Consider the following 12,867-nt stretch of genomic DNA (forward strand, 5'->3'; position numbering starts at 1 on the left):
TTTGCCTGCCCTTGCCAAGGGCTTTCTCGTCTCGATGGTTGCGCACCAGCCTGATGGCTGGAGTGCTTGCCATGCTTCCCTCCTGGGCGTTTGCCGCCGAGATAAAGGGAGTGACCTTCGCGGATCAGGCCGAGACGCAAGGCGGCCAGCCGCTTGAGCTGATCGGTACCGGGCTGTTTACCTATCTGGTATGGGACGCCTACGTCGGTGGCTATTATCAGGATGCCCGGCGGCCGCGGCCTGCACCACTCAGCGATGTCTCGCGACGTCTGGTGCTGGAGTATTTCCATGCCATCGAGGCGGCTGACTTCGCCAAGGCGACCACCAGGGGCGTGCGCCAGAATCTTTCCGAAGCGAATTTCGCGGCGATCGAGGCGGAGCTGTCGCGCTTCAATGCAGTCTATCGGGACGTGTCGCCGGGAGATCGCTATGCGCTGGAATGGCAGGCAGAGGAGGGTGGCAAGGGACGGCTGACGCTGGCGCTCAACGATACCTTGCTCTTCGAGAGCGCTTCGCTGGCATTGGCCAACGGGGTGTTCGCGATCTGGCTTGGCGACTCCCCCGCGCGCGACGACTTTCGTTCACAACTGCTGGGGCGTTAGCCGTCAGCCTCTGAACTTCCGGGCGGCTCGCGCCCATGGCGAGCCCTGCCTCATCAAGACGCCCCTGCCGGTTACCCGGCAGGGGCGTCTTGTCATCTGACACGGCCATCGTTGCCGTCAGGAAGGTCTCCCGTGGCAACTCGCTGGCCAATGCTGCGGCTTACTTGGCTTCTGCCGCCTTGATGTCGGCCTGCAGCGTGTCGAGGATCTTGCTGCCGCGCTCGCCGGCCTGCTCCCGGAAGACCTCCCAGCCTTTCTCGCCGACCGGACGGAAGGCTTCACGCTGCTCGTCGTTCAGCGTGATGATCTTGATGTCGCTGTCCTGCTTGATCTTCTCGAGACGGTCCGCGTTGTACTCCTCCTGCTTCTCGAAGATATACGGGCGCATCTCGTTGGTGACCTTGTCGAGCATCTGCTGCTGCTCGTCATCCAGACCGGAATAGAAATCGCTGGAGGCCACCAGCGTGGTGATGAACTGCGCCTGCTTGGCCTGGATCATGTAGTCCTGAACTTCATAGAAGCTCATTTCTTGAATGGCGAACACCGGGTTCACCTGGCCGTCTATCTGCCCCAGCTGCAGGCCGGAATAGACCTCCGAATACGGCAGCGGCGTCGGGTTGGCGCCATAGGCGCGATAGCTCTCCACCAGAATCGGTGACGTCATGGTGCGAATCTTGAAGCCTTTCATGTCCTCAGGCGTCTCGATGTCACGGTTGCCGGTCCAGACCATCCAGCCCTCCGGAATCACGCCCAGCAGCTGAAGGTTCTGCTCGGTGTAGGCCTCGGACAGCATGTCGATGGCCTTGGAGTTGCCGAGCACCTCTTCATTGACGGCGTTGTCGTCGGAGAACAGGAAGTGCAGCGTGAAGACGCCTGATTCAGGAATCACCGAGGCCAGGTGACCCGGTGACGCAAAGGTCAGCTGGATGGCGTCGCTCTGCACCAGTTCGGTGAGCTGTGAGGAGGTACCCAGCGCGCCGTAGGGGTAGATCTCGACATCGATGTCACCGCCGGAGGCCTCTTCGATGCGTTTCTTGAATTCCTGAGCGTAGGCATCCTGCACGCTGCCGGAGACTTCCTCCAGCGCGAAACGCCAGGTGTCAGCCTGTACGCCCGCGGAGGCCAGTGCCGCCATGCCGAGGCCGGCCGTGAGGGCGCCTCCCTTGAGGAGCGCGGCAAGACGAGAAAGGTGAACAGGAGTTCTGGGCGTCTCGCGATTCTGCTCGGGTGACGGGTTCCATTGCATCGTCATCTTGTTCTCCTTGTGTGATTTCCATCAGCGCCGGGTGGTATGGGGCGAACCCGGCGTGCAACTTGCATCATTTAGATAATATTGCCATTCTTAATATAATAAAAAAATTACCAAATCGGATAGTGTGATTAGAATTTATTATGAATAGGCTGAGCCTGTCCGCATGAGATTCTGGTACTCGATGACCCCTGCTCCGGGTCGGTGCCATGCCCTGCCAGATGGCTCGGTAGAGGTAGGCCGCGTGCTGGTTCGTAGTGTCGCTAATAAAGGGTGCCGTCAATAAAGCTAGATCATGACTCACCAAAGTGAAAATCACGGCGGTGTCTCGGAAAATTTCAATGGATCGTACTGGCAAATGCAGACGGCGTGGCGCAAATCGCTGTGCTTGCGTCGCCTGACAGAAAGCCTGCCTGGCAGGAAGCCACATCAACAGGAAGCCGCTTCATGAATTCGCCCCCCTCCAAGTCTCCCCCCGCTGATGAGACCCGGCCCACCCCGGCCGAGGCGCAAGGCGCTCAGGATCCCCTCGCACATCTGCCTGCACCGCTGCGCCGCCTGGCGGCGATATTCGAACGCGGTGATCAGGGCCTGGCTCACGTCGAACGCTGGCTGATCGCGCTGTGCGTGCTGGGCATGGCGACGGCCAGCATCGCCAATGTGATCGGGCGCAACGTCTTCAACTACAGCCTGCCGTTCACCGAAGAGCTGATGCAGATCCTGCAGCTGTGGCTGACCTTTCTCGGCATCAGCTATGGCGCGCGCGCCGGACGCCATATCCGCGTGACGGCACTGCTGGACTTCATGCCGCCGTGGTTGCGCAAGGTGCTGTTGATCGCCGGACAGGTCATCACCTGTGCGCTGCTGGCCTACCTGGCCTGGCTGGCGGTGGATTATCTGCAGAGCCTGGCCAGGTCAGGGCGTGTCACGCCGTCGTTGCGCTGGTCGCTGGCGGCACTCTATGCCGTGGTCCCGCTGGGGCTGGCGCTGGGCGCCCTCCAGTATCTGATGGCGATTCTGCGCAATCTGCTGGCACAAGGTGCCTGGCTGTCGTGGCGTACGGCGGAGATAGACGAGAACGAGGAAGTCGACGGCAGCGGTGCGCTCTAGCACGTCTCTTCCACTTCGGATGCGAGCCTGTAGCGCGGGAGTGAAGGCAAGAGATGCCTTGGCTGATGCGTGTTGCAGGGCTCGTGATTGATCACACTACATTGACCCAGGGACGGAAGCTGCGATGTGGATTCTGCTCGTGATGGTGGGGCTGCTGTTGCTTGGGGTACCCATGATGGTGCCATTGAGTGTCGGCACCTTCTTCTTGTTGTTCAGCGATTTCCCTTTTCTCAAGCCAGAGCTGGTGATCCAGCAGATGATCGGTGGCCTGCAACCGGTGGTACTGACGGCGGTCCCGATGTTCATTCTGGCGGCCGATATCATGCTCAAGGGCTCCACCGCCCAGCGTCTGCTGGATGTGGTCGAGCGTTTCGTCGGTCACTGGCGTGGCGGTCTGCCGGTGACCACCGCGCTGGGCTGTACCCTGTTCGGCGCGGTGTCCGGCTCCACCCAGGCCACGGTGGTGGCGATGGGGCGCCCGCTGCGTCCGCGGCTGCTGGAAGCCGGTTACAGCGACAAGTTCACCATCGCGTTGATCATCAATGCCTCTGACATCGCGCTGCTGATTCCGCCGTCCATCGGCATGATCATCTATGGCGTCGCCACCGGTACCTCGGTGGGGGATCTGTTCATCGCCGGTATCGGTCCGGGGCTGATGATCCTGGTGCTGTTCTCGCTCTACTGCATGTGGAAGTCGTGGAAGCTGGGCATCGCGCCGCAGCCCAAGGCGGACTGGCCTGCGCGCCTCAAGGCATTGAAGCGCGCCAGTCTGCCCGCCGGCTTCCCGGTGATCATCATCGGCGGCATCTACTCGGGGATGTTCTCGCCGACGGAGGCCGCCACGGTCTCGGTGATCTATGCGCTGATTCTCGAGATGCTCATCTACCGTGGCGTCACGCTCAAGGACCTGCCCGGCGTGGCCTTCTCCACCGGTCTGATCACCGCGGTGGTATTCATTCTGGTGGCGGCGGGCGCCGGCTTCTCGTGGATGATCTCGTTCGCCAAGATTCCGGATGCCATTCTCGGCGGGTACATCCCGTACCTGTCAGAACACGCCCTGGCGCTGCTGGCGGTGATCGCGGTGGCCTATTTTGTCGGTTGCATGTTCGTCGATCCCATCGTGGTGATCCTGATTCTGGCGCCGGTATTTGCCCCGGCCGTCGATGCCGCCGGACTGGACCCGGTGCTGGTCGGTACCCTCGTCACCCTGCAGGCGGCGATCGGTTCGGCGACGCCACCCTTCGGCTGTGACATCTTCACGGCGGTGGCGGTGTTCCGGAAGCCTTACATGGAGGTCATCCGTGGCACGCCACCCTTCATTGCCCTGCTGTTGCTGGCGACGGTGCTGCTGATGCTGTTCCCGCAGATCGCGCTCTTCCTGCCCGGCCTGGCCAGCTAGCCACCGATACGGCTCGTTGGACATGCGCATCACGAACGCCCCGCAGACTCGGTCTGCGGGGCGTTCGCGTCTGGTATGCTCCTGCTCATCATCATTCATCTCTTGAAGGAGCAAGTGGCATGCGAGCATTGATCCAGCGCGTCACCCAGGCACAGGTCGTGGTGGAGAACGAGACGGTCGGCGCCATCGCGGGCGGTCTGCTGGTGCTGGTGGGGGTCGAGAAGGGCGATGATGAGGCGCGCGCCGACAAGCTGCTGCACAAGCTGCTGCACTACCGTGTCTTTGGCGACGAGAACGACAAGATGAATTTCAACGTCCAGCAGGCGGGTGGCAGTCTGCTGCTGGTCTCGCAGTTCACGCTGGCGGCGGACACCGGCAGTGGCATGCGTCCCAGTTTCTCCTCGGCAGCGCCACCGGCGGAAGGCGAGCGGCTGTTCGCGTATCTGGTCGACAAGGCGCGTGAACGCGGGGAGGAGCTTGGCGTGGGAATCGAGACCGGACGCTTCGGGGCCAACATGCAGGTCTCGCTGCTCAATGATGGACCGGTGACCTTCCTGCTCGAGAGCTGATCTCGCGGCAGATAGTCGGCTCACGCACCTTGCAGGCCCAAAAAAGCCGCTCCCGAAGGAGCGGCTGCAAGCATTGGATGACAGGCCTGCGCCGTCTCGCACGGGAGAGCGGCGCAGGTAAAGCAGGGACTCGTTACTGAATGCCTTCCGGATTACGGGCGTTCAGGAAGGCCTGTTCGGAGACTTCGTGCCACTTCTCGACCTTGCCTTCGAAGGTGGTGTAGGACTCGTAGATGCGGCCTGCCAGCTCATTGGAGTCGCCGAGTTTCTTGACCACTTCGCCTGACAGTTCACGTGCCTTGTCGAGCACGTCCTGCGGGTAGCGACGCAGCTCGACCTTGTGCTCGTTGAGCAGTGTCTCGAGGGCATCGTTGTTGCGCGCGGTGTACTCGTCGAGCATGTCCTGGTTCACGTCACGTACCGCGGAGCGCAGGATGGCCTGCAGGTCCTTGGGCAGCTCGGCCATGGCGTCGTCATTGACGATGGCCTCGAAGGTGACGGTCGGCTCGTGCCAGCCCGGATAGTAGTAGTACTTGGCGGCCTGATAGAGACCGAAGGCCAGGTCGTTGTACGGCCCGATCCATTCGGTGGCATCGATGGCGCCGGACTGCAGCGAGGTGAAGATCTCGCCGCCCGGCATGCTGACGGTCGCCACGCCCATCTGCTGCATGACATCGCCACCCAGTCCCGGCATGCGCATCTTCAGGCCGTCGAGATCGGCAACCGAGTTGATCTCCTTGTTGAACCAGCCGCCCATCTGCACGCCCGAGGCACCACCGGCCATGACTTCGACACCGAACTTGTCATAGACCTCGTTCCAGAGCTCCAGACCCCCGCCGTAATGCAGCCAGGCGTTCATTTCCTGTGCGGTCATGCCGAAGGGGACGGCGGCGAAGAACTGGGCTTCCGGCGCCTTGCCTTTCCAGTAGTAGGAGGCCGAGTGGCCGATCTGCGCCGTACCGGAAGAGACGGTATCGAGCACCTCGAAGCCCGGCACCAGCTGTCCGGCGCCGTAGACCTTGATCTTGAGGCGTCCATCAGACATCTCATCGACGAGACGCGCGAGGCGCTCGGGACCCTGGCCTACGCCCGGGAAGTTCTTCGGCCACGAGGTGACCATCTTCCAGGTGTAGGTATCCGCGGCATTGGCGATGGCCGGCAGGGTGCCCATGGCGGTCATGGTGCCGACGGCGATGCCGAAGGCGAGTTTGTTGAGTTGCATGGCATGCTCCTTGAAGTGCCCGATTGTTGTTGTGCACCGGTCAGGGACTGGCGCTGGGCAAGAGGTGGGCCGCGAACGGCTCCCGTGCATCTGCATGAGCCGACTGGCGGCTCTCCCATCAGCTGGCGGGGCGAGCCCCGCCAATTCAGTTGCTGCTCTGTATTTGTTCTGTCCGTGTTCTGTTCTTGTACTGTCTCGTCAGTCGTGGCCTAGAACTGGGCCGGCAGCCAGGTGGCCAGGCCCGGGAAGGCGGCCAGTGCCCCCAGCATGCACAGCTGGATCAGGATGAACGGAATGACGCCCTTGTAGATCTGCTTGGTGCTGACTTCCTTGGGCGCGACGCCGCGCAGATAGAACAGCGCGAAACCGAAGGGCGGCGTCAGGAAGGAGGTCTGCAGGTTGATGGCGATCATGATGCCCAGCCAGATCGGGTCGAGGCCCATGGCCAGCAGCACCGGGCCGACGATCGGCACCACCACGAAGGTGATCTCGATGAAGTCGAGGATGAAGCCGAGCAGGAAGATCACCAGCATCACCACCAGGGTGGCACCGATGACGCCACCGGGCATGTTCTCGAAGATCTCGGTGACGACCTCTTCGCCGCCGAAACCACGGAACACCAGCGAGAACAGCGCCGCACCGATCAGGATCAGGAAGACCATCGTGGTGACGTTGGTGGTGGAGCGCACGACTTCCGTCAGCGTCTTGAAGCTCAGCTTGCGGTTGGCGACGGCCAGCATCAGCGCGCCGAAGGCACCCACGGCAGAGGCTTCTGTCGGCGTGGCCAGTCCGCCGAGAATCGAGCCCAGTACGCAGACGATCAGCACGATCGGCGGCACCAGTCCCTTGAGGAGCAGCCAGCCGATGCCACCGGTGTGGCCCAGCTCCTTCATCAGCGCATCACGGTCCACGGCCGGCGCCTTCTCGGGCTTGAGCCAGGCGATGATGGCGATGTAGACGATATAGGCGACCACCAGGATCAGGCCCGGCACCAGGGCGCCGATGAACAGGTCGCCCACCGAGACGGTCTTCGGGCTCCAGATGCCCATCGACAATTGCGCCTGCTGATAGGCGGAAGACAGTACGTCGCCCAGCAGAACGAGTGCGATGGACGGCGGAATGATCTGTCCCAGGGTGCCGGTGGCACAGATGGCGCCAGTGGCAAGCGACGGGTCATAGCCACGCTTGAGCATGGTGGGCAGTGACAGCAGGCCCATGGTCACGACGGTCGCGCCGACGATACCGGTGGAGGCCGCCAGCAACATGCCGACGATGGTCACGGAGATGCCCAGGCCGCCACGCAGTGAGCCGAACATCAGCGCCATGGCGTCGAGCAGCGTCTCGGCGACCTTCGATTTTTCCAGCAGCACGCCCATCAATACGAACAATGGCACGGCCAGCAACGTCTGATTGGTCATGGTGCCGTAGAGGCGATTGGGCATCGCCGACAGGAAGCTGGCATCGAATACGCCCTGGGTAATGCCCAGCGCGTCCAGCCCCATGCCCAGCCCGGCGAAGGCCAGCGCGGTACCGGCAAGCGACAGCGCCACCGGATAGCCCAGCATGAGAACGACACAGATACACACGAACAGCAGCAGCGGCATGATCTCGAGCATTACACCAGCTCCTCATCGTGATCAGGGGTGTCATCGCTCGCATGCGGCGACGGCAGCCGCCCGCACAGGAACAGGAGGTGGCGACCAGCTTCAGCGACACCTTGCAGCATCATCAGGATGGCGACCGCGGGGATCAGGCTCTTGAGCAGATAGACGCCAGGCAGGCCACCGGATTCGGGGGAGGCTTCCTTGATGCTCCATGAGTCGCCGACATAACCCAGGCTCGAGAGCAGGATGAAGATCATCACCGGGAACAGCAGGAACAGTGTGCCGCCGAGGTCGATCCACGACTTCCCGCGATGGGACATGCGCTGGTAGAAGATATCCACGCGGACATGGTTGTCATGCTTGAGCGTGTAGCTGGCAGCGAGCAGGAAGACGGTCGCGTGCATGTACATCACGGATTCCTGCATCGGAATGCTGTTGATGTTGAAGGCGTAGCGCAGCATCACGATGGCGAATTCGACCAGCATCATGATGACGACCAGCCAGGACACGCAGCGTCCCAGCCCTTCGGTCATGCGGTCGAGCCCTGTGAGCCAGCCGGGGGTAGAGGCAGTGGCAGACATGGAATCCCCTTGGCCTGCGGGTAGCAGGTGATATTTGTTGGCGTTGTTGTTGCCGAGTCTGGCGTTGCGTGTGCCGTCATCGTAGTCGGGGCGATCTCGTGTGCACGCTGACGATCGTCACATCAGTTCAGGCTTTGCTCATGTTGTAGCTTTGATGAGACGTCGGCAATCCGGCAATCGTCGTTTCAGACAACGCTATTCCACGCTGGTGGATGGCAGATACCAGTGAGGCCATGCAGGCTCTCGGCAGTCATCAGCGTTGCTTTCACGATTAATCCACGCCCTCGGACAGGCCAAGAGTAGCGAGTGGCTGGCCAGTGACAAATGGATCATTGGTCTGACAGGCGAGATATATCTTTCGATTCAGTCACTTGGATTGAAAAATCCATACAGGACGGGAACGGGAAGGTGGCAATCAAGGTGACGGACAGGCGGGTCCCGGCGGATATCGAGGGTGATATCCAGGCACCCGTGAGAGGACTGAGAATTGAGGTGAGGGCGTGTCAGGCCAGACCAAGCGCCTTCTGACAGGCCACGGGGAGGTGCACTTCCACCGCAAGAGGCAGATGGTCGGAGAAGAGGTGGGACAAGGTGCTGGGGTGCTCGATGTGCAGGGTGGAGGAGGCCAGAATATGGTCCAGACCCCGCCGTGGCTGCCAGGCAGGATAGCTGTTGATCGCCTTGCTGGGCCGCGAGTCGAGCGCCTCGCAGAATCCCTTGTGCTGGCGCAGTTGTGCCAGGGTGCAGTTCAGGTCGCCCATCACGATGACGTGCTTGAGCGGTGCGATCAGCTCTCCGAGATAATCGAGCTGCTTGCGCTGGATTCGCGCGCCAAGTGCCAGATGCGTGACGAAGACATGCAGTGCATGCTCCCCCTCGCCGAAGCGAGCATGGATGGCGCCGCGTCCCGGCAGGGTGCCGGGCAGGCTGTGCTCTTCGAGATGGCTGATCGGCAGGCGCGACAACAGGCCGTTGCTGTGCTGTGCCAGCCGGCCGAGGTTGCGATTGAGCTGCTGATAGCGATGCGGGAAGTGAGCCGTCTCGGCCAGCGCGTCCACCTGATTGACGTTGCCGGAGCGGAAGCTGCCGCCGTCGACTTCCTGCAGCCCGACGATGTCGTAAGGCGTGATGGCCCCGGCAATCAGTTCCAGGCGGCGGTGGCGCTTGGGATGCGGCAGCAGATGTTGCCAACCGCGGGTGACATAGTGATGCCACGCCGCGGTATGGATACCGACCTGCATGTTGAAGGTCAGCAGACGCAGCGGCGAACCCGACAATCCATGCCCGGTATCATCCGCTGCGTCGGCGGCCACTGGGGAGTCGTCAGCGGCCTCTGCCATCAGGCGGCGTCCTTGTCGCCAGCCTTCTCTTCACGCACCTGCTCGACCAGCTCATCGGTGATCTTGAGCATGTTCTTGAGCGAGCCAGCCGTGCTCGGAGAGACGACATAGCGACCGTCGACGATCAGTGCGGGGACACCCATGATCTTGTAGGCGCGCATCTGTGCGTGTGCCTGATTGACCTGGCTCTTCACGCCGAAGGAGGTCAGGGACTTCTCGGCGTCTTCTTCGCTGACACCGTAGTCGCTGTAGAAGGCGGCGATGTCTTCCGGGTCGGTGAGACGCTGGTGGTCCTTGTGGATGGCATCGAAGAAGGCCTTGTGGGTCTGATCGAGAATGCCCAGATCCTTGGCGGCATAGAAGGCATAGGCGTGCTTGACCCAGTCCTGCCCCATGGTGGCCGGCAGACGATGGAAGGTCACGTCACCAGGCAGTTCATCGACCCAGGGCTCGAGGCTGGATTCCAGTGCGTAGCAGTGTGGGCAGCCATACCAGAATGCCTCGACCACTTCGACGTTGCCGGCCGGTGCATCGGTCTTCACCGGTTCGTCGAGTACCTGATAGTCCTTGCCAGCTTCAGCGGCGAACACGCTTGCTGACAGGCCAAGGCCCGCCACCAGAGTCAGTAGGGGTTTCCACTTCATGGAACATCTCCATCGGGTTGAGGCATGCCCGGGCATGAGACCCGGCAACATTAGTGATGCATCGAGTATGCGTGTCAGCCACCACCGCTGTCGAGACTGCCGGGCGGGACACGGCGGATCACTGTCTGGCCAGCCTAGCGTGACAAGGTTGACCGCTGGATGAACGCCGTTCGACCACGTTGCCGTGCAGAGCACGCCACGCCGTGCCGGAGCCGGTCGCCATCGCAGATGTCATACGTGACATCAGCCTGACTGGATGCCTCAGCGCAGGCCGTGAAGATACTCGGCGACCTGCTGCATGTCGCTGTCGCTCATGCGTGCGGCGATGCTGCTCATGATGTCATTGGGGTCGTTGTCACGCGTGCCGTCACGAAAGGCCGTCAGCGAGGTGATGGTGTAGGCGGGGAATTGCCCAGCCAGCGCAGGATAGCCTGCTGAATCAATCCCCTCGCCGCGAGGGCCGTGGCAGGCGGTACAGGCCGCGATACCTCGCTCAAGCGAGCCGGCCCGGTACAGCACCTCACCTGCTTTCGCGGCGTCGGGCTCTGCCTGGCCGCGGTTGGCGGGTTGCTCGGCATAATAGGCCGCGATATCGGCAATGTCCTGATCGCTCAGGGTGTCGGTGAGGCCTGCCATCTGGGGAACCGGGCGACGACCCTCGCGGATATCCGTGATCTGCTTGCGCAGATAATGGGCCTGCTGTCCGGCGAGGTGCGGGAAGGCGGAGGCTGGGGACACGCCCTGCGCGCCATGGCAGGCAGCACAGACGGCTGCCTTGGCCTGGCCGGCGCTGGCATCCGCGGTGATCTCGTCTGCGCCAGCGCGGGGCGAGAGGCCGAGCGTCAGCAGGGCGCTCAAGGTGGCGAAAATCGTCGTGGCAAGTACGCCCCAGCTCGAGCTCTGCGGCCCTTCACGGTGCTGCGGTGATCTCATCAGCTTGTTCATGTCACTGGTCCCTGTTTGCGCAAATCCCGCAGTGGAGTCATCCCGGCGCTGGTGGCAAGCATCACCCGAGGAGAAGTACGTCAGACGCCTCGCAGCCCGTGAGAGCTGGGTGGTACACTAGCGCATCATGAGCGTGATGCTTGTCATTTCGGCAGTATAGCGAATCCCCTTCAGGGCGCGTTAATGTGCCTGCCGCCTGCCTGTCGAGCTGACAGCGCCAGTGGTGCTCTATTCCGTTTCACCGGCCGTTTCTTCTGCTCTCACGTGATGTCGCGCGGGCGAGACGTCCGCCATCAACAGGTATTCAGATTCTCATGGCCGAGTCAGCCACTCCGTCCCCCAAGCTTCACTATCGTCAGGCACGCTTCTTGATCAGCGCCGCCACCCTGGCCCAGTGCCCGACGGATGTCGGTGCCGAGGTGGCCTTTGCCGGTCGCTCCAACGCCGGAAAGTCGAGCGCCATCAATGCCCTGACGTCCCAGAAGGCGTTGGCGCGTACCTCCAAGACGCCTGGTCGCACTCAGCTGATCAACTACTTCACCATCGGTGAAACGGGCCGCCATCTGGTGGATCTGCCCGGCTATGGCTATGCCAAGGTGCCGGACAAGGTGAAGCGTGAGTGGCAGTCCCATCTGTCCAACTACCTGCGCAACCGCCAGTCGCTGCGCGGCCTGGTGCTGCTGATGGATGTGCGTCACCCGCTGTCCGAATTCGACCAGATGATGCTGGGCTGGGCCGATGAGGCACAGATGCCGGTGCATATCCTGCTGACCAAGGCGGACAAGCTGAAGCGTGGACCGGCAGCGGCGAGCCTCCAGAAGGTACGGCACGCCCTCAAGGAGTGGGAAGACCTCGTCACCGTGCAGCTGTTCTCGTCGCTCAAGTATTCGGGAGTCGAGCAGGTGCACGCCAAGCTCGATGAGTGGCTGGCGGACCCGGCGGTGATGGAAGGTGTCACGGAGGGGGAGGCCGATGAAGCCCCCCAGGACCCGTTCGACGACTGAGTCGTCCGTGTCATGACATGTGCTGCTGCACAAAAAGAGACGCCGATCACCCTTGGGTGACCGGCGTCTCTTTTGTGGGGCGTCCAGTTATGGGGCGTCCAGATCTCTGCCCTAGCGGGGTCGGTCACCGTTCATCACTGCTTACATGAACAGGCTGGGAGTGGCGTTTTCTGACAGCAGTCGCTGAGGGACCTGCGGCATCGCAGCCTGGCTCGCCCGCACCTCGAAACGTGTCAGGTGGCCACCCTGGGAGCTGTCGACAGGGGCATTCATGCTGCGTGCCCGTGGATCACCGCCCGACATGTCGATGATCGCTGCCGGTACCGAGGTCACGCCTCGCGTGGCGTTTTCCATGCTGGTTCGCGCACTGTAGACCGCCAGTACGATCAGCATGGCGCAGAGCACGACCTGTCCTGTGCCGATCAACACTCCCTGCCAGGCACTGGCATGCGGCAGGGCCAGCGGACCGGGATCCTGCTGGAATCTCTCGATGATGTCGGTGGCGTCGCGGGACTCGGCGTCGTCACTGATGGCGCGGGAATATTGCCAAGTCTGGCAGATGACACGCCGAGATGATGATTGAGTGCTCATGCTGTCC

General features: G+C 62.1%; 13 protein-coding genes. 5 read left to right on the plus strand and 8 right to left on the minus strand.

All coding sequences use genetic code 11. The annotated features are described in order from the left end of the window. The first annotated feature begins 71 nt into the window (after nt 1–71). Nucleotides 72–602, plus strand: a complete 531-nt coding sequence (locus QD228_RS10910; RefSeq protein WP_279875570.1) for a chalcone isomerase family protein — start codon at nt 72–74, stop codon at nt 600–602. Between the two features lie 160 nt (nt 603–762). Here QD228_RS10910 and dctP read toward each other — a convergent pair whose 3' ends face one another. Then, nucleotides 763–1,854 (minus strand): TRAP transporter substrate-binding protein DctP, encoded by a 1,092-nt coding sequence (dctP, locus tag QD228_RS10915; protein ID WP_217493015.1) that lies wholly within the window; start codon nt 1,852–1,854, stop codon nt 763–765. Nucleotides 1,855–2,298: 444 nt separating this feature from the next. On the opposite strand from dctP, the gene QD228_RS10920 reads away from it, so the two are divergent. The 3 genes from QD228_RS10920 (at nt 2,299) to dtd (ending at nt 4,929) form a co-directional block, all read left to right on the plus strand. Then, on the plus strand, nt 2,299–2,961 hold the full coding sequence (locus QD228_RS10920) for a TRAP transporter small permease (RefSeq protein ID WP_077379568.1): 663 nt from the start codon (nt 2,299–2,301) through the stop codon (nt 2,959–2,961). 124 nt (nt 2,962–3,085) lie between these two features. Then, nucleotides 3,086–4,360 carry a TRAP transporter large permease gene (locus QD228_RS10925; protein ID WP_077379566.1) on the plus strand — a complete coding sequence of 425 codons (1,275 nt, stop codon included), beginning with the start codon at nt 3,086–3,088 and terminating at the stop codon, nt 4,358–4,360. Nucleotides 4,361–4,479: 119 nt separating this feature from the next. Continuing rightward, nucleotides 4,480–4,929 carry a D-aminoacyl-tRNA deacylase gene (gene dtd, locus QD228_RS10930; protein WP_279875571.1) on the plus strand — a complete coding sequence of 150 codons (450 nt, stop codon included), beginning with the start codon at nt 4,480–4,482 and terminating at the stop codon, nt 4,927–4,929. Nucleotides 4,930–5,062: 133 nt separating this feature from the next. Here the strand turns inward: dtd and QD228_RS10935 are convergent, their stop codons facing one another. The 6 genes from QD228_RS10935 to QD228_RS10960 form a co-directional block, all read right to left on the minus strand. Next, entirely contained in the window at nt 5,063–6,109 is a 1,047-nt protein-coding gene (locus tag QD228_RS10935) for a TRAP transporter substrate-binding protein (protein WP_240499768.1), read from the minus strand. A 251-nt stretch (nt 6,110–6,360) separates the two neighbouring features. Next, nucleotides 6,361–7,767, minus strand: a complete 1,407-nt coding sequence (locus tag QD228_RS10940; protein ID WP_077379560.1) for a TRAP transporter large permease subunit — start codon at nt 7,765–7,767, stop codon at nt 6,361–6,363. After that, nucleotides 7,767–8,336 (minus strand): TRAP transporter small permease subunit, encoded by a 570-nt coding sequence (locus QD228_RS10945; RefSeq protein ID WP_084209503.1) that lies wholly within the window; start codon nt 8,334–8,336, stop codon nt 7,767–7,769. The genes QD228_RS10940 and QD228_RS10945 overlap by 1 nt, the downstream gene beginning before the upstream one ends. Before the next feature lie 503 nt (nt 8,337–8,839). Beyond that, entirely contained in the window at nt 8,840–9,577 is a 738-nt protein-coding gene (locus QD228_RS10950; RefSeq protein WP_240499767.1) for an endonuclease/exonuclease/phosphatase family protein, read from the minus strand. Between the two features lie 98 nt (nt 9,578–9,675). Next, nucleotides 9,676–10,320, minus strand: coding sequence for a thiol:disulfide interchange protein DsbA/DsbL (locus QD228_RS10955; RefSeq protein WP_084209502.1), 645 nt, complete (start codon nt 10,318–10,320; stop codon nt 9,676–9,678). Between the two features lie 261 nt (nt 10,321–10,581). Then, a complete protein-coding gene (locus QD228_RS10960; RefSeq protein WP_279875572.1) occupies nt 10,582–11,265 on the minus strand; it encodes a c-type cytochrome in 684 nt (227 codons plus the stop codon). A gap of 314 nt (nt 11,266–11,579) precedes the next feature. Between QD228_RS10960 and yihA the strand changes: the two genes are divergently transcribed. After that, nucleotides 11,580–12,269, plus strand: a complete 690-nt coding sequence (gene yihA, locus QD228_RS10965; protein ID WP_077379554.1) for a ribosome biogenesis GTP-binding protein YihA/YsxC — start codon at nt 11,580–11,582, stop codon at nt 12,267–12,269. Nucleotides 12,270–12,410: 141 nt separating this feature from the next. Here the strand turns inward: yihA and QD228_RS10970 are convergent, their stop codons facing one another. Continuing rightward, entirely contained in the window at nt 12,411–12,860 is a 450-nt protein-coding gene (locus QD228_RS10970) for a hypothetical protein (RefSeq protein ID WP_279875573.1), read from the minus strand. Nucleotides 12,861–12,867: the final 7 nt, after the last annotated feature.

Source organism: Cobetia sp. 3AK, from assembly GCF_029846335.1.
Taxonomy (GTDB): Bacteria; Pseudomonadota; Gammaproteobacteria; order Pseudomonadales; family Halomonadaceae; genus Cobetia; species Cobetia marina.